Here is a 16,712-nt window from a genome sequence, read left to right on the forward strand (position 1 = left end):
AATCTGAAAAAGCCGGCGAGCGTTAAAGCTCATCGGTCGCGCCGAGGTGTCGAGGGCGCGGCCTTGCCCCGAGCGGTCGAGTGACAAGGCGGCGCTTACCACGCGCGGGTGTGGTCGATCCTCGGCCTTCGCCCTGTGCGGGACGTGTCGGCGCGCCCTGCCCTCACGATGCGCCGGTCTATGCCCGGCTCTCGCTCAGGCGGGCGGCGTAACGGGCGATGAGGTCGACCTCGAGGTTGAGGTGGTCGCCGGCCCGGCGCTCGCCCCAGGTCGTCACCGCCAGGGTGTGCGGGATCAAGAGGACCGAGAAGACGTCGTCCTCGACCGCGTTCACCGTGAGCGACGTCCCGTCGAGGCAGATCGAGCCCTTCTCGGCGATGAACCGCGCCAGCGCGGCCGGCGCCTTGATCCTGAAGCGGTCGCTGGGCGCCCATTGCGGATCGCCGCTTCCGCCCGTGACCGCCTCGCGCGCCACGATCAGCCCGAGGCCGTCGACATGGCCGGTGACGAGGTGGCCGCCGAGCTCGTCGCCGATCTTCAGCGAGCGTTCGAGGTTGATGCGCGTTCCGACCCGCCAAGCCCCGACGCTGGTACGCGCCAGGGTCTCGGCGGCCGCGTCCACGCTGAAGCGGCAGCCGCCCGCCACCGGCTCGACCGCGACCGCCGTGAGGCAGGGACCGGAGCAGGCGATGGAAGCCCCGAGTGCGATGGTGGCCGGATCGTAGGCGGATTGGATCGTCAGCCGCCTGAGCCGGTCGTCGCCGGAGACGGCGACGACGGTTCCGACATCGCTCACGAGACCGGTGAACATGGCACGCTCCGCTCATAGGTGACCGCCCTGTCGGCCCCGAGATCGCGGGCCTCGACCTGGCGCAACTGGCCGCTGGACAGGCGGCCTTCGAGATGGGGGCCGATCGCCTTGAGGCCGCCGCCCTCCCCGAGCCGGCCTTCGCCGGTGACGAGGGTGCAGACGTCGACGAGATCGGCCTCGGCCAGGGCATCGGCCAGGTGCGGCCCGCCCTCGCTGCAGATGCGGGATAATCCATAGTCCGAAAGGCACGCCAGCGCGGCCGGCAGATCGATCCGGCCGGTGGCGTCGGCATCCACGGACAGGATTTCGACCCCCGTGGCAGCCAGCATCCGGCGGGCGTGCGCCGGGGCGCCGCGGGTGGTGAGGACCAGGGTCGGGATATCGCGGGCGCTGCGCACCAGATGGGTCGAGGGCAGGATGCGCAGGGTCGAATCGAGCACCACCCGCACCGGCGAGCGCCCCGACAGGCCCGGCAGGCGCACGGTGAGGGACGGATCGTCGGCCCGCACGGTTCCGATGCCGACCATGATCGCGTCGGCATGGGCCCGCCAGAGGTGGACCGCGCCGTTGGCGACGGGGCCGGTGATCCGCAGCCGACCGTCCGGACCGCCCGCCGCGAACCCGTCGCTGGTGGCGGCGAGCTTCAGGTGGACGCAGGGACGCCCGAGGGTGATGCGGCTGACATGCCCGAGGTGGGCGCGCATCGCCTCCTCGCGCAGGACGCCCATAGTCAGGGCGACGCCGGCGGCCGCCAGCCGGGCGTGCCCGCTTCCGGCCACCCGGGGGTCGGGATCCTCCATCGCCGTCACGACGCGGGCGATCCCGGCGCTCAGGATCGAATCGGTGCAGGGCGGGGTGCGGCCGTGGTGGGAGCACGGCTCCAACGTCACGTAGAGGGTGGCGCCGCGCGCGGCCTCGCCGGCCATGGCCACGGCGAGCGGTTCCCCGTGCGGACGCCCGCCGGGCGCGGTGACACCCTGCCCGACGATGCGCTCGGCCCCGGGGGGACCAGCCACCACCACCGCACCGACGGAGGGGTTGGGCCATGTCCGGCCGAGGTTGCGCTCGCCCAGGGCCAGGGCGAGGCGCATGAAGCGGCGGTCGGCGTCGCCGGCGGTCTCCGTCATGGGCGCGCCCGCGCGGGTCGCCCGGTCGTGGCCGGGGCGGCGTCCTCGTCCGAAGCCTCGGCGGCACCGGTGCCGAGGGTGCCGAGCAACGCCTTGAAGTCGCTGGCTTCGCGAAAGTTCTTGTAGACGGATGCGAAGCGCACGTAGGCGACGTCGTCGAGGCCCTTCAGCCCCTCCATCACCAGCTCGCCGATGGCCTCGCTGGCGATCTCGCCCTCCCCGCCGCTCTCGAGCTGGCGGGTGATGCCGCTCACCAGCCGCTCGACCCGCTCAGGATCCACCGCCCGCTTGCGCAGGGCGACGCCGATGGAGCGTTGCAGCTTGTCGCGGTCGAACGGCACCCGCTTGCCCGAGCGCTTGAGCACCATCAGCTCGCGCAGCTGCACCCGCTCGAACGTCGTGAAGCGGCCGGCGCAATCGGGGCAGACGCGCCGGCGCCGGATCGCGGCGGCGTCGTCGCTGGGCCGCGAATCCTTCACCTGGGTGTCGGGACCGCCGCAATAGGGGCATCGCATCGCGCGGTTGGACCTGTCTTGGCCGGACCGAACCCGGCGGACGGGAGGGATCGCGGTTGGCGGGGCGGGCCGTCCCGTCGAACGGAAAACGGCCACGGACCCGAGGAGGTCCGTGGCCGATGGCATAGCGGGTCGCGGCCCGCGGGTTAAGGGCTTCCACGGGCACACCTGCGCCCGTGGCAACCCTCCGCCGATGGTGGGGCGGGTCAGCCGTAGATCGGGAACCGGTCGGTGAGCGCGTGGACCTTGGCCTTCACGCTCGCCTCGACCTCGGCGTCGCCGCCCTCGCCCTTGGCCACGAGACCGTCGAGCACCTCGATGATGAGGCTGCCGATCTGCTTGAACTCGGCGACGCCGAAGCCGCGCGAGGTGCCGGCAGGGGTGCCGAGGCGGATGCCCGAGGTCACCGTGGGCTTGGCCGGATCGAACGGAACGCCGTTCTTGTTGCAGGTGATGTGGGCGCGGCTCAGCGCGGCTTCCGCCGCCTTGCCGGTGAGGCCCTTCTTCTGCAGGTCCACCAGCATCAGGTGGTTGTCGGTACCGCCCGAGGTGATGTCGTAGCCGCCGGTCATCAGGGTGTCGGCGAGCGCCCTGGCGTTCTCGATGACCTGACGGGCGTAGATCTTGAACTCGGGCTTCAGGGCCTCGCCGAAGGCAACGGCCTTGCCGGCGATGACGTGCATGAGCGGACCGCCCTGCAGGCCGGGGAAGATCGCCGAATTGAACTTCTTGGCGAGCGCCTCGTCGTTGGTCAGGATCATGCCGCCGCGCGGGCCGCGCAGGGTCTTGTGGGTGGTGGTGGTGGCGACATGCGCGTGCGGGAACGGCGACGGGTGCACGCCGGCGGCGACGAGGCCGGCGAAGTGAGCCATGTCGACCATGAAGTAGGCGCCCACAGCATCGGCGATCTCACGGAACTTGGCGAAGTCCCACTGGCGGGGGTAGCCCGAGCCGCCGGCGATGATGATCTTGGGCTTGTGCTCGTGAGCCAGCGCCTCGACCTGTTCCATGTCGATGCGCTGGTCGTCGCGGCGCACGGTGTAATGCACCGGCTTGAACCACTTGCCCGACACGTTCGGGGCCGCGCCGTGGGTGAGGTGACCGCCGGCGGCGAGATCGAGGCCGAGGAAGGTGTCGCCCGGCTGCATCAGCGCCAGGAACACACCCTGGTTGGCCTGCGAACCGGAGTTCGGCTGGACGTTGGCGAAGCCGCAATCGAACAGGCGCTTGGCGCGGTCGATGGCCAGATCTTCGGCGATGTCGACGAACTGACAGCCGCCGTAGTAGCGACGGCCCGGGTAGCCCTCAGCGTACTTGTTGGTGAGGACCGAACCCTGCGCTTCGAGCACGGCGCGCGAGACGATGTTCTCGGAGGCGATCAGCTCGATCTCGTGCTGCTGCCGTCCGAGTTCCTGCGAGACGGCGCTGGCGATCTCCGGATCGACGTCGGCGAGCGACGCGCTGAAGAACGAGTTCGAGAAGTGCTTGTCGGAAATCGTACCGGCGCTCATGGATGCCCTCGATTGTTGAACGAGTTGACGCACCCGTTATCCGTCGGCGTGAACGGACGGGCGTTCGAAGGCTGAATTACTACACGGGCTGGGATGCCAGGCCAAGCGCACGCGAATTTGCCGCGAGGTGCAAAAAAATTCATTTCCCTTCGACGGGCGGGATTCGACCGTTGGACGAAGACGCGTCCTGCCGTCGCAGACGTGAACGGGAGGCTGCGATCGAGCGCGGCGGACCGGTGTCGCCGGCTCGGCGAAAACCGGACGTCTGGCGATCCGCCCGGCCGTATCGGTCGGCGGTTCTCCTCGGTCGCCGGGAATCGAAACGCCTGCACCTCCGAGGGAGATGCAGGCGCGAACGCGGCGATCCGGACTAGCGAGACGTCCTAGTTCTCTTCGTCGCCCGGCTCGAAGGTCTGAACCTGTTCGGCGCTCGCCACCGGGGTCGGGGCGGACAGCGTCGAGGGCACGTTGACGCCGTCGCGCTTGTAGATGTCGTCGCGGAACTGAACCAGGCCGTCCGGGGTCGACCAGGCGGTGATGTAGGTCCAGTAGACCGGCACCGGCTGCGTCATCCGGGCGTCGATGCGCTTGCCGCTCTCGATGGCCTGCTCGACCTGGTCGCGGCCCCAGCCGGGCGTGTCCTTGAGCAGCCACGTGATGTACTCGCGCACGTTCTGCACGCGCACACAGCCCGAGGAGATGAAGCGGAAGTCGTCGCCGTACACGCCCTTGGAGTTGGTGTCGTGCATGAACACCCCGTGCGGGTTCGGGATGTTGATGCGCACGATGCCCATCGAGTTGAAGTCGGCGCCCGAATCCTGGCGGTAGCGATAGCGGGTGCCCTCGTCCGAGTTCCAGTTCACCGAGGCCGGCGAGATCTCGGTCTCTCCGGTGAAGATGCGGATCTTGTTCTCGGTGAGGTAGTTCGGATCCTTCTGCATCTTGGGGATGAGGTCCTTCTTCACGATGGAAGCGGGGACCGTCCAGGTCGGGTTGAAATTGATCTCCACCGCCTTGGCGTTCATGATCGGCGACTGCCGGTCGATCTTGCCGACACCGGCGGCATGGAGCGTCACGACCTGGCCGTTCTCGACCGTCTGCACCAGGGCGGCCGGGATGTTGGTGATGACGAAGCGGTTGCCGAGGTTGCCCGAGTAGGAGCGCAGCCGCACCACGTTCACCTCGAGCTGGCGCAGGCGGATGTCCGCGGGGACGTTCATGGCCTGCTGGGTCGCCATGCTCATGGCACCGGTCTGGCTGAGACCGTGGCGCGCCTGGAACCGCTTCACGCCGGCCGCGACGTAGGAATCGTAGGTGTTCGAGCCGCCCTGGCCCTGGTCGAGGTCTCCGCTCACCGCGAGGCGCTGGCGAAGCGTGCCCACGGCCGGACCGCGCGATCCGATGCGCAGGCGGTCGGCGCCGGTCACCGGCCGCCATCCGCCGCGGGCGACGATCTCCCGGTATTTCTCCACCATCTGCTCGGTGGAGGCGATGGTCTGGGGCGACAGGATCGGGGTCAGCGACCGCTGGACCTGGAGCCCGGCCGGGGCGGCGTAGTCCTGGGCCCATTCGGCCTGGGAAAAGCCGGCCGGTTCACGCGCCACGGCTGCCTGCCCGAGGGCGGCGGTGCCGAGCAGCGCGACGGCGAGGGAGCGGAGGGGAAGGGCCTGTTTGCGCATCGGGCTCAGCTCTTGGATCCGGTGGTGGGGCGTTCGACCGGAAGGCCGCCGCGCCGAGCGCGATCGGGACTTTCGGATGTCGTGCCGCGAAACTGTCGTGCCGGGACACTGTCCCGGCACGGTTAAGAAGCCATGGCGACCGGGCCACAATGTGGCGCGGGCCACGCCCCGTGCGTGCATCCGCGCACCTGCGGCGCATCGGCAACATCCGGAGTTCGTCGATGCGCGGCCCTGGCGAGGCGACGCGACGTGTCGTAAGGGGCGTTCCATGGTCCCCTCGATCGTCAAACGGAGCGTCTGGCGCCCGATCACCGCGGTGATCGTGCTCTACGCGTTCGTGCTGCAGGGCATGCTCGGCGGCATGCTGCCCTTGAGCATGATCGACCATACCGGCGTCCTCTGCGCCGAGGGTGTGGCTGCGGCCGGCGATGGCGAGGGGCCGGTCAAGGTTCCGGCCCACCACGCGGCGTCCTGCTGCATCGCCGCCTTCGCCGCCACCGATGCCGGCGGCCCCCTCCCCGCCATGGCAATGCCGGCCTGGCCGCCGCGTACGGCCTCGCCGGTCGTCCCGCGCCCCGAGACCCCCGCCGCAGCCCGCGCGCCGCCGGGATCGACCGTCTCCGCCCGAGGCCCTCCCACCGTCTGAGCCGATCGTCCGTCTTCGATCCCCTTAGATAGCAGGACCGCCGCCATGCACCGGATTCCCCGGGCCGAGCTCTACGCCGCCCTCCTCGTCACCGCCTCGACCACCGCCGCCTTCGCCCACGTCACCCTGGAGCGCCGCGAGGCAACCCCGAACGCGAGCTATCGCGCCGTGGTCCAGGTCAACCACGGCTGTTCCGGCAAGCCTACCAATCGCGTCAGCGTCACCGTTCCCGAGGGCGTCATCGGCGCCCGGCCGATGCCCAAGCCCGGCTGGGAGCTGACGACCGAGAAGGGCCCCTACGCCCGGGCATACCCATACTACCACGGCGACGTCGGCGAGGGCGTGAAGACCATCACCTGGAGCGGCGGCAGCTTGCCCGACGACCAGGTCGACGAGTTCACCTTCCTCGCCCGGGTGACCGACACCTTCGCGCCCGGCAGCACCGTGTATTTCCCGGTGCAGCAGGATTGCACGCAGGGCAGCCACAGCTGGAGCGAGATCCCGGCTCCCGGCCAGGAGGCACGGTCGCTGAAGGCGCCGGCTCCCGGCGTGACGATCGTGGCGGCGGGAGCCCAGCCCGCGACCACCGGGGCGACGCCGGCCGTCGTCAAGGCCGGCGACCTCGCCATCGAGACGCCGTGGATGCGGGCGACCCCCGCCGGAGCGAAGGTGGCCGGCGGCTACGTCCGCATCACCAACACCGGCAAGGAGCCGGATCGGCTGACCGGGGCGGCGATCCCTCTGGCCGGCAGCGCCTCGGTCCATTCCATGTCGATGGACGGCGGCGTCATGCGGATGGCGGTGGTCGAGGGCGGCCTCACGATCGCCCCCGGCGCCACGGTCGAGCTCAAGCCGGGCGGCTACCACCTCATGTTCGAAGACTTGAAGGGCACGCCCAAGGCCGGCGAGGCGATCGCAGGCAGCCTGATCTTCGCCCGCGCCGGAACGGTGGCGGTGACCTTCGCGGTGGCCCCGATCGGCGCCAGAGGACCAGACGGCAAGGGACCGGACGGCAAGGCGACGGGGTCCAAGCCCTCCGGCCATCACGATCACTGACGCCTGACCGCCGGTTCCGCGTCAGGCGGCCCGGCGGCATCCGGCCCTTTTTCCCCGTTCCATTCGATGGGAGGCCAGCCCCTTCGCGACGTCCGTCGCGAATCGCGAGGCGGCCTGCCCGGAGCCCTGTCCGATGTCCTCGCCCACCACCCGCGGCGGCGCCCTGGCGCTCGTCCTGTTGTCCACCACGGCCGTTCTCGCCCAGCAGGCGGATGCCACCCTGTCCGAACTCACGGTGCAAGGGGCGGTGACGGCCGGCTCCGTCACGGTCCCGAGCGTCGCCGAGCAACGGGCGGCGGTGAACGCCACCGTCGGCTCCGTCGCCTTCGTCGATGCGGCGGATTTCCAGAACCGCTACGCCAACACCCTGCGCGACGTCCTCAAGGATACCCCCGGCGTGTTCGTGCAGGAGCGCTACGGCCAGGAGATGCGCCTGTCGGTGCGCGGCTCCGGCATCGCGCGCGGCTTCCACCTGCGCGGGCTCGAACTGCTGCAGGACGGCATCCCGCTCAACCTCGCAGACGGCAGCGGCGACTTCTACCAGATCGATCCGCTCGCCCTGCGCTCGGTGGAGGTCTACAAGGGCGGCAATGCCCTGACCTTCGGTGCCACGACGCTCGGCGGCGCCATCAATTTCGTCACCCCCACCGCCTACACGGCGCTCAGCCCCAACATCCTGCGGATCGACGGCGGCAGCTTCGGCACCATCCGCGAGAATTTCCAGTTTTCGCGCATTTCCGGGCCTGCGGATTTCCTGATCAACGGCACGCTCACCAATTCCGACGGCTACCGCGACCACGAGACCCAGCGCACGCAGAACTTCAACGCCAACCTCGGCTACCGCCTGGCCCCCGGCGTCGAGACGCGATTCTACGTCGGCGTCTATCTCACCGACCAGAAGCTCCCCGGCACGCTGTCCCTGTTCAACGCCCTGAACAACCCGACACTGGCCAACCCCAACGCGATCACCGGCAACCAATCGCGAAAAGTCGAGACCGAGCGGATCGCTAACCGGACCTCGTTCGTCCTCGACGTGGGCAAGCTCGATATCGACACCTGGGCGATCCACAAGTCGCTCTATCACCCCATCTTCCAGGTGATCGACCAGGACGGCTGGACCTACGGCGTCGCACCGCGCTGGGCCGGGACCTTCGACGTGGGCGGCTACCGCAACGACACCATCCTCGGGCTTCGCGCCTCGGCCGGCATCAACTCGGCGCTGCAATTCGCCAACAGGGCCGGCCAGCGCAACGGCCAGACCCTGAGCGCCCTCCAGAGCGCCTCGAACTACGAGGCCTATGGCGAGAACCGGTTCTGGTTCCTGCCCGACGTGGCGCTGATGACCGGGGCCAAGGCGTTCTCGTCCAACCGGACCTACAGCAACAAGGGCGGTTTTTCCGCCAACCCGAACGTCCAGTTCGGCAACCGCACCTACGAGGGCATCAACCCCAAGATCGGACTCCTCTGGCAGCCCCTGCCCGACATCCAGGTGTTCGGCGACATCACCCGGTCGCGCGACGTGCCGGACTTCTCGGATCTCGCCCAGACGAACACCCTGCGCACCACCTTCGTGCCGCTGGAGGCGCAGCGCGCCTGGACCGTCGAGGCCGGAACCCGCGGGCGCATCGACCGGCTCGCCTGGGACGTGACGCTGTACCGGTCGGAGATCCGCGACGAACTCATCAACTTCTCGATCAACCCGGGCCTGAATATCCCGGCGGCGACCTTCAACGCGCCCCGCACCCTGCACCAGGGCGTGGAGGCGGCGGTCTCCCTCGACCTCGCGCGCGACCTCACCGGCATCCGCGACACCCTGAGCGTGTCGCAGGTCTGGACGCACAACGACTTCCGCTTCGTGAACGACCCGCTGTTCGGCGACAACCGCATCGCCGGCATCCCTCGGGACGTCCTGCGCACGGTGCTCACCTACACCCATCCGAGCGGGTTCTATCTCTCGCCGTCCATCGACTGGGTGCCGCAAGGCGCGTTCGCCGACCACGCCAACACCCTGCAGGTGCCGGGCTATGCCCTGTTCAACGTCCAGACCGGAATCGACTTCAAGAGCGGCGTCTCGCTGTTCCTCGACGCGCGCAACCTCACGGACGAGCGCTATGTCTCCGACGTCTCGGTGGTGACCAACGCCCGGACGGCGCCGGGTGGCGCGGCCGGCCTGGCGGCCTTCTATCCCGGCAGCGGCCGCAGCGTCTTCGGGGGCATCAGGGCGTCGTTCTGAGCCCGTCCCGACCGGCCTCGGCGGCGCGGCGATGGTGCGTCACGGCATGAACCACGGCAGCGCACAAATATCCGTTGTTGGCGATTGCAGTCATCGTTTGCGCTGAGGCCGGAAGTTTGGCACTCAAGACGCGCAATTCCGGGGAGGAATGCGAAATCCGAGCGCTAGAACGGCCACGGACACTGTTGCTTTGTGTCGCGACGCCACCCATCCCGTTGCGGGCGATGGGCCGAAGCACCGTTGGCCGTCGGTCCTCACCCGTCGCGCCGGGCCGCGCGCGGGGATCGTCGGAACAGCCACCAAGGACGGTAGAATGACCGCATTGCTGCTGATCATCGGAGGCGGGCTGTGCGCCGTCGCCTACGGCATCCTCACGATCAACGCGCTGATGAAGCGCGACGCCGGCACCCACCGCATGCAGGAGATCGCCGGCGCCATCGCCGAGGGGGCACAGGCCTATCTGCGCCGCCAGTACGCCACCATCGCCATCGTCGGGGCCGTGCTGTTCGTGGCGCTGGCCTGGTTCCTCGGCATCAAGGTCGCCATCGGCTTCCTGATCGGCGCGGTGCTGTCGGGGGCGGCCGGCTTCATCGGCATGAACGTCTCGGTGCGCGCCAACGTCCGCACCGCGCAGGCCGCATCGACTTCGCTGGGCGCAGGCCTCGACGTCGCCTTCAAGTCCGGCGCCGTCACCGGCATGTTCGTGGCCGGCCTCGCGCTCCTCGGGGTGGCGCTCTACTACGGCTATCTCACCCGCATCGCCGGCCTGCCGCCGGGCAGCCGCGAGGTCATCGACGCCCTGGTGGCCTTAGGCTTCGGCGCCTCGCTGATCTCGATCTTCGCGCGGCTCGGCGGCGGCATCTTCACGAAGGGTGCCGATGTCGGCGGCGACCTCGTCGGCAAGGTCGAGGCGGGGATTCCCGAGGACGATCCGCGCAACCCCGCCACCATCGCCGACAACGTCGGCGACAACGTCGGCGATTGTGCCGGCATGGCCGCCGACCTGTTCGAGACCTACGCGGTGACCGTGGTCGCCACCATGGTGCTGGCCGCGATCTTCTTCGCCGGCCAGACCGATGTCGCCGGCCGCAACGTCCTCGAGACGATGCTGCTCTATCCGCTCGCCATCGGCTCGGCCTGCATCCTCACCTCCATCGCCGGCACCTACGCCGTCCGGCTCGGGGCCAACCAATCGATCATGGGCGCCCTCTACAAGGGCCTCGTCACCGCCGGCGCCCTCTCGATCGTGGCGATCGCGCTCGTCAACCTCGCCCTGTTCGGCAGCTTCTCGACGACCTTCACCACCAACGCCGGTGTCAGCTTCACCTCCGGCGGCCTCTTGGGCTGCGCCGTCATCGGCCTGGTGATCACGGCGCTGATCGTGGTCATCACCGAGTACTACACCGGCACGAACTTCCGGCCGGTGAAGTCCATCGCCGACGCGTCGGTCACCGGCCACGGCACCAACGTGATCCAGGGCCTGGCGATCTCGCTGGAATCGACGGCGTTGCCGGCCATCGTCATCGTGGCGGGCATCATCGCGACCTACTCCCTGGCGGGTCTGTTCGGCATCGCCATCGCGGTGACCGCGATGCTGGCGCTGGCCGGCTTCATCGTGGCGCTCGACGCCTTCGGTCCGGTCACCGACAACGCCGGCGGCATCGCCGAGATGGCCGGCCTGCCCCCGGAGGTGCGCAAGTCCACCGATGCGCTGGACGCCGTCGGCAACACCACCAAGGCGGTGACCAAGGGCTACGCCATCGGCTCGGCGGGCCTCGGCGCCCTGGTGCTGTTCGCCGCCTACACCAGCGACCTCAACTACTTCATCGCCAACGCCAGCCCGACGCAGTACCGGTTCTTCCAGGGCGTCAGCGTCGATTTTACCCTGATGAACCCCTACGTGGTGGTCGGCCTGCTGCTCGGCGGCCTCATCCCGTTCCTGTTCGGCGGCATGGCGATGACCGCGGTGGGACGTGCCGCGGGTGCGGTGGTGGAGGAGGTCCGTCGCCAGTTCCGTGAAAAACCCGGCATCATGGCGGGCACCGACCGGCCCGACTACGGCCGGGCCGTGGACATGCTCACCAAGGCGGCGATCAAGGAGATGATCCTGCCGTCCCTGCTGCCGGTGCTGTCGCCCATCGTCCTGTTCTTCGTGATCCAGGCCATCGCGGGCAAGTCCCAGGCCTTCGCCACGGTGGGCGCGATGCTGATGGGCGTCATCATCACCGGGCTCTACGTCGCCATCTCGATGACGTCGGGAGGCGGCGCCTGGGACAACGCCAAGAAGTACATCGAGGACGGCCACCACGGCGGCAAGGGCTCGGAGGCCCACAAGGCCGCCGTGACCGGCGACACCGTCGGCGACCCCTACAAGGACACGGCGGGCCCCGCCGTGAACCCGGCGATCAAGATCACCAACATCATCGCCCTGCTGCTGCTGGCGGTTCTGGCACACCTGTAGGACGAGAGCGGAACCAAGGACCCGCCTTCAGCCCCCAAAGTTCCGCACCTCATGAACTTGGAATAAAAAGGGGCGTCCCTGCCATGGGGGCGCCCCTCACATGTCGAAATGTGCCGTTGCGGTTTTCCGCACCGGAGCGGCGCGTCGAGGGCGTGGACCGGAAGATGGCGATCCGGCAGCGCGAGGAGCTGGAGAAGGACGGCATCGTCACCAGGACGGTTACCCGGAGGTGCCCGAGGTTGGAGTATGCGCTGAGCGAGATCGGCATTGCCTTGGGGGCCTCTCGCGCAGGTCGGCGTTGACGCGCGGTCCGCAGTCAGTCGTGCGAGCCGAGTTCCGAGCGACGTCGACATCCTCAGTGCGAAGCAAGCGAGCGGCCTTCCTGCGCGGGGAGGCGCGCCGCCTCAATGGAAATCCCGGCTGCGGTAGATCCGCCGGTCGGGCGGTGCCGAGACATCCGTGGTTTCCGGCGGGAGCTTGAGGCCGCCCTCGCGCAGCGAACGCAGCTCGGGCGTCAGATCGCGAAATTTCTCCGCGAGGAGATGGACAACGGCGCCGGCCCGCTGGATGCGGCCACGCACCGCCAGGAACTGCGCGCTCATCGCGATGCGCCGGTTCGCCTCGAACACCTCGCGCCAGACGATGACGTTGGCGATGCCGGTCTCGTCCTCGAGGGTCAGGAACACCACGCCCCTGGCGGTGCCGGGGCGCTGGCGGGTGAGGACGAGGCCGGCGACGGTGACGCGGGCACCTTGCGTCAGCGCCGGGTCGTGGTGGGCCGAGGCCGGGATCGCGCCGATCCGGGCCAGGCGTTCGCGGAAGAACGCGACCGGGTGGCCCTTCAGCGAGAGCCCGGTGGAGACGTAGTCCTCGGCCACATGCTCCGAGGGGGCCATGCCCGGCAGGTCGGTCGCCGGCTCGCCCCGGAACAGGCCGTCGTCGGCATGGAAGGCGAACAGCGGCAGCGGCGCCTCCAACCGATGCGCCCGCCGGTCGGGCGGTGCCGCCTGTGCGGCCGCCCGTCGGCCCGAGGCCCCGTCGAGGGCGCGGGCCGCCCACAGGGCCGCGCGGCGATCGAGATCGAGGGAGCGGAAGGCGTCGGCCTCGGCCAGGCGCTCCAGGGCGTTGCGCGGCAGCGCCAGGGCCGCCTGGAGTCCTTCGATACTGGCGTAGCCGTTGCCGCGCAGGGCCACCAGCCGGCGCATGGCGGCCTCGGGCACTCCGCTCACCTGGCGCAGGCCGATGCGTACGGCAAAGCGCCGTTCGCCGTCCGGCCTCGTGTCGGAGGACGGCTCCAGGGTGCAGTCCCAGTCGCTGGCGTTCACGTCCGGCCCGCGCACCTCGACGCCGTGCGCCCGCGCGTCCCGCACCAGCTGCGCCGGCCGGTAGAAGCCCATCGGCTGCGCGTTCAGGATCGCGGCCAGGAAGACGTCCGGATAATGGCATTTGAGCCAGGCCGAGGCGTAGACGAGGAGCGCGAAGCTGGCCGCGTGGCTCTCGGGAAAGCCGTAGGTGGAGAACCCCTGGATCTGGTTGAAGCAGCGCTCGGCGAAATCGAGGGGATAGCCGCGCCGGGTCATTCCGCCCACGAACTTGTCGCGGAACCCCTTGATGGTGCCCACATGCTTGAACGTGGCCATGGCCCTGCGCAGGCCGTCGGCCTCGGCGGGCGTGAAGCCGGCCGCCGTGATGGCGATCTGCATGGCGTGCTCCTGGAACAGGGGCACGCCGAAGGTCTTGCTGAGCACCTCCTTCAATTCGTCCGCCGGCCCGTGCTCGGGCGACGGCGAGGGATAGACCACCGGCTCCTGCCCCGAGCGCCGCCGCAGGTAGGGGTGGACCATGTCGCCCTGGATCGGGCCGGGGCGCACGATCGCCACCTGTACGACGAGGTCGTAGAACTCCTTCGGCTTCAGACGCGGCAGCATGGACATCTGCGCCCGGCTCTCGACCTGGAACACGCCGACGGAATCGGCCTTCGCGAGCATCGCATAGACCGGGGCGGCGCCCTTGCCGTCGGCGGGCGCGTGGGAATCCTGCGGGATGTCGGCGATGGTGGGATAATCGCGCCCGTAGTTCTCGCGCAGGAGATCGAGCCCGCGCCGGATGCAGCTCAGCATCCCGAGCGCCAGCACGTCGACCTTCATGAGGCCGAGGACGTCGATGTCGTCCTTGTCCCATTCGATGAAGGTGCGATCCGGCATGGCGCCGTTGCCGATCGGCACGGTCTCGTCGAGGCGTCCGCGGGTGAGCACGAACCCGCCCACATGCTGGGACAGGTGGCGCGGAAACCCGATCAGCGCCACGGCGAGGTCCACGGCCTGGCGGATCGCCGGGTTGTTCGGATCGAGCCCGGCCTGGGCGATATGCGGATCGGGCAAGCCGTCGCCCCACGAGCCCCAGACCGTGCCGGCCATCAGCCCGGTGATGTCGGGCGTGAGGCCCAGGACCTTGCCAACCTCGTGGATGGCGCTGCGCGGCCGGTAGTGGATCACCGTGGCGCAGATCGCGGCGCGGTGGCGGCCATAGCGGCCGTAGAGGTACTGGATCACCTCCTCACGGCGCTCATGCTCGAAATCCACGTCGATGTCGGGCGGCTCGCCGCGGTTCTCCGAGATGAAGCGGGCGAACAGCAGCCGGATCTTGGTGGGGTCGACAGCGGTGATGCCGAGGCAGAAGCAGACGGCGGAATTGGCCGCCGAGCCGCGGCCCTGGCAGAGGATGCCGCGGCTCTCGGCGAAACGCACGACATCGTCGAGGGTGAGGAAGTAGCGCGCGTAATCCATCTTCTCGATCAGCGCGAGCTCGTCGGCGATGGTTTCCGCCACCGTATCGGGCACCCCATCGGGGTAGCGCCACCCCCTCGCACGCTCCCAGACCCGGTCGGCGAGGTGGCGCTGCGCGGTCTTGCCCGGCGGCACCGGTTCGTCGGGATATTCGTAACGCAGCTCCGCCAGCGAGAAATCGCAGGCTTGGGCGATCTCCACGGTCCGGGCGATGGCCTCCGGGTGATCCGCGAACAGGCGCGCCATCTCCTGCGGGCCCTTGAGATGGCGCTCGCCGTTGACCTCCAGCCGGAAGCCCGCCTCCGCCAGGGTCACGCCCTCGCGGATGCAGGTGACGACGTCCTGCAGGGGCCTTCGCTCGGGCACGTGGTAGAGCGCGTCTGAGACCGCCACGAGGGGCGCGCCGAGCCGCTGGCCGAGCTCCGCCAGCAGCCCGAGCCGGCGCCGCTCGTCGCCGCGGAGTCGGTGACTGCCGGCGAGGTAGGTGCGCCCCGGGGCGGCGGCCGCCAGTTCGCGCAGGTTTGCGACGAACCCGTCCGAAGGCCCCCCCGCCGCCGCCGGCATCGCGATGAGGATCTGGCCCTCGGCCGCCGCCAGCAGTCCGTCGAGCCCGAAGCGGCAGTCTCCCTTCACGCAGCGGCGGTTGCCGTCGGTGAGCAGGCGGCAGAGCCGACCATAGGCGGCGCGGTCCATCGGATAGGCGACGACCGCAAAACCGCATTCCGTCACGAGACGGACGCCGGGGATGAAGCGGATCGGGCTGCCTTCGCGCGCCAGCCGCAGCGCCTCGGCATGGGCGCGGACCACACCCGCCAGCGTGTTGCGGTCGGCGATGCCGATGGCGGCGATCCCGAGTTGTGCCGCCCGGGCGACCATCTCCTGAGGATGCGACGCGCCGTGGAGGAACGAGAAGTTGGTGGCCGCCGCCAGTTCGGCATAGGACGCCGGCAGGCGACCCAGGGCTCCCTCGTCACGACCGGACGCCTGCCCGCCTGCCATGCTCCGGTGGACCCGAGCACCGCCGTCCGTGGAACCCCTCACGCGAACAGCCCGTGGACGAACCAGCGCGCGGGTGCCGGCGGCTCGTGCGCGCCTTCACGGTAGAGCCACAGCCTGCGGCCGGCCTCGTCCTCGACGAGGTAGTAGTCGCGTGCCACCGCGGCCTCGCTCCACCATTCCGCGGCGATGCGCTCCGGCCCTTCCGCATGCGTGACGACGTGAAGGCGCGCGCGCCAGTGGAAGCGACAGGGGGCTCCGTCGCGCTCCGAGGCGAGTACGTCCTGGACCGGCTCGCTCCGGCGCAGGAGCACCAGGGGGCGGCGCGGCCGCATCGCGATCGTCTCGTCGAGGGCCTTGGCCTCGTCGGCCCATGTCAGCACGGCCTTCTCCGCTTGCCAGGGGACGGTGCGCTGGGCACGCTCGGGGATGTGGCTGCGGCGCGGCTCGAGACGCAGCGGCCGGCGCCCGAGGCGCTGGTGCAGGGCATCGGCGAGGTGGCCGCCGACGCGTGGGACGGCGGCGCGGTCCGCGTCCCGCAACGCGGCCTGGACCGGCCTCATCGTTCCGGTTTCGGTCACCTCGAGCCGCACGGTCTCGAAGCCGAAGCCGGCGTCGAGGCCCGCCCCGAGCCGGTCGAGCCGCAGGTCGAGGAGGCGGGCGACCGCAGCGGGGCAACGCGTGGGCTCGGACAGGGCGAGGTCGAGACTGCGGTCGAGACCGTCGACGCGGGTCAGGATCAGCCGCAGGGCCCGCGCGCCGAGGTCGGCCGCCGCGAGCCGGGGCGCCAGGTCTTCGATCAGCTGCGAAGCGGTGACGACGATGTCGCTCTGGCGCCCGATCGGATCGAGGAAACCGCGTGAGGCCGAGAAGGTCGAAACGTCGCCGAGC

General features: G+C 69.9%; 12 protein-coding genes (1 of these 12 only partly in view). 5 read left to right on the forward strand and 7 right to left on the reverse strand.

The window, feature by feature from the left end; translation table 11 throughout:
* Positions 1 to 178: 178 nt before the first annotated feature.
* The 5 genes from ASG40_RS10195 to ASG40_RS10215 form a co-directional block, all read right to left on the reverse strand.
* On the reverse strand, positions 179 to 811 hold the full coding sequence (locus ASG40_RS10195; RefSeq protein WP_055884569.1) for a riboflavin synthase: 633 nt from the start codon (positions 809 to 811) through the stop codon (positions 179 to 181).
* Positions 793 to 1,938, reverse strand: a complete 1,146-nt coding sequence (ribD, locus tag ASG40_RS10200; protein WP_055884573.1) for a bifunctional diaminohydroxyphosphoribosylaminopyrimidine deaminase/5-amino-6-(5-phosphoribosylamino)uracil reductase RibD — start codon at positions 1,936 to 1,938, stop codon at positions 793 to 795. Before ribD ends, ASG40_RS10195 begins: the two co-directional genes overlap by 19 nt.
* Positions 1,935 to 2,453, reverse strand: coding sequence for a transcriptional regulator NrdR (nrdR, locus tag ASG40_RS10205; protein ID WP_055884576.1), 519 nt, complete (start codon positions 2,451 to 2,453; stop codon positions 1,935 to 1,937). The genes ribD and nrdR overlap by 4 nt, the downstream gene beginning before the upstream one ends.
* A gap of 206 nt (positions 2,454 to 2,659) precedes the next feature.
* On the reverse strand, positions 2,660 to 3,964 hold the full coding sequence (glyA, locus tag ASG40_RS10210) for a serine hydroxymethyltransferase (protein ID WP_055884580.1): 1,305 nt from the start codon (positions 3,962 to 3,964) through the stop codon (positions 2,660 to 2,662).
* Positions 3,965 to 4,347: 383 nt separating this feature from the next.
* Positions 4,348 to 5,643 (reverse strand): L,D-transpeptidase family protein, encoded by a 1,296-nt coding sequence (locus tag ASG40_RS10215; RefSeq protein ID WP_055884584.1) that lies wholly within the window; start codon positions 5,641 to 5,643, stop codon positions 4,348 to 4,350.
* Positions 5,644 to 5,911: 268 nt separating this feature from the next.
* Here ASG40_RS10215 and ASG40_RS22375 point away from each other — a divergent pair, with 268 nt between their 5' ends.
* The 5 genes from ASG40_RS22375 (at position 5,912) to ASG40_RS10240 (ending at position 12,341) form a co-directional block, all read left to right on the forward strand.
* Positions 5,912 to 6,289: a hypothetical protein gene (locus tag ASG40_RS22375; RefSeq protein ID WP_055884587.1), complete on the forward strand. Its 378-nt coding sequence runs from the start codon at positions 5,912 to 5,914 to the stop codon at positions 6,287 to 6,289.
* Positions 6,290 to 6,334: 45 nt separating this feature from the next.
* Positions 6,335 to 7,345, forward strand: a complete 1,011-nt coding sequence (locus ASG40_RS10225; protein WP_055884592.1) for a DUF1775 domain-containing protein — start codon at positions 6,335 to 6,337, stop codon at positions 7,343 to 7,345.
* A 133-nt stretch (positions 7,346 to 7,478) separates the two neighbouring features.
* A complete protein-coding gene (locus ASG40_RS10230; protein ID WP_055884595.1) occupies positions 7,479 to 9,578 on the forward strand; it encodes a TonB-dependent receptor family protein in 2,100 nt (699 codons plus the stop codon).
* Positions 9,579 to 9,891: 313 nt separating this feature from the next.
* Positions 9,892 to 12,039, forward strand: a complete 2,148-nt coding sequence (locus tag ASG40_RS10235; RefSeq protein WP_055884598.1) for a sodium-translocating pyrophosphatase — start codon at positions 9,892 to 9,894, stop codon at positions 12,037 to 12,039.
* Between the two features lie 83 nt (positions 12,040 to 12,122).
* Positions 12,123 to 12,341: a winged helix-turn-helix transcriptional regulator gene (locus tag ASG40_RS10240; protein ID WP_082494561.1), complete on the forward strand. Its 219-nt coding sequence runs from the start codon at positions 12,123 to 12,125 to the stop codon at positions 12,339 to 12,341.
* 102 nt (positions 12,342 to 12,443) lie between these two features.
* Here the strand turns inward: ASG40_RS10240 and ASG40_RS10245 are convergent, their stop codons facing one another.
* Entirely contained in the window at positions 12,444 to 15,824 is a 3,381-nt protein-coding gene (locus tag ASG40_RS10245; protein WP_055884602.1) for an error-prone DNA polymerase, read from the reverse strand.
* A 38-nt stretch (positions 15,825 to 15,862) separates the two neighbouring features.
* On the reverse strand, positions 15,863 to 16,712 hold the 3' portion of the coding sequence (locus ASG40_RS10250) for a Y-family DNA polymerase (RefSeq protein ID WP_055884606.1). The gene runs 731 nt beyond the window's last position; the window shows 850 of its 1,581 coding nt (coding positions 732–1,581); its start codon lies beyond the right edge, outside the window — the gene reads right to left on this strand; its stop codon occupies positions 15,863 to 15,865.

The organism is Methylobacterium sp. Leaf399, from assembly GCF_001424525.1.
In the GTDB taxonomy this organism is placed as follows: domain Bacteria; phylum Pseudomonadota; class Alphaproteobacteria; order Rhizobiales; family Beijerinckiaceae; genus Methylobacterium.

Coding starts and splice junctions, on each gene's coding strand:
- ribD (WP_055884573.1), bottom strand. CDS start 1,938: ATGACGGAGACCGCCGGCGACGCCGACCGCCGCTTCATGCGCCTCGCC.
- ASG40_RS10215 (WP_055884584.1), bottom strand. CDS start 5,643: ATGCGCAAACAGGCCCTTCCCCTCCGCTCCCTCGCCGTCGCGCTGCTC.
- ASG40_RS10230 (WP_055884595.1), top strand. CDS start 7,479: ATGTCCTCGCCCACCACCCGCGGCGGCGCCCTGGCGCTCGTCCTGTTG.
- ASG40_RS10225 (WP_055884592.1), top strand. CDS start 6,335: ATGCACCGGATTCCCCGGGCCGAGCTCTACGCCGCCCTCCTCGTCACC.
- ASG40_RS22375 (WP_055884587.1), top strand. CDS start 5,912: ATGGTCCCCTCGATCGTCAAACGGAGCGTCTGGCGCCCGATCACCGCG.
- ASG40_RS10245 (WP_055884602.1), bottom strand. CDS start 15,824: ATGGCAGGCGGGCAGGCGTCCGGTCGTGACGAGGGAGCCCTGGGTCGC.
- ASG40_RS10235 (WP_055884598.1), top strand. CDS start 9,892: ATGACCGCATTGCTGCTGATCATCGGAGGCGGGCTGTGCGCCGTCGCC.
- glyA (WP_055884580.1), bottom strand. CDS start 3,964: ATGAGCGCCGGTACGATTTCCGACAAGCACTTCTCGAACTCGTTCTTC.
- nrdR (WP_055884576.1), bottom strand. CDS start 2,453: ATGCGATGCCCCTATTGCGGCGGTCCCGACACCCAGGTGAAGGATTCG.
- ASG40_RS10240 (WP_082494561.1), top strand. CDS start 12,123: ATGGGGGCGCCCCTCACATGTCGAAATGTGCCGTTGCGGTTTTCCGCA.
- ASG40_RS10195 (WP_055884569.1), bottom strand. CDS start 811: ATGTTCACCGGTCTCGTGAGCGATGTCGGAACCGTCGTCGCCGTCTCC.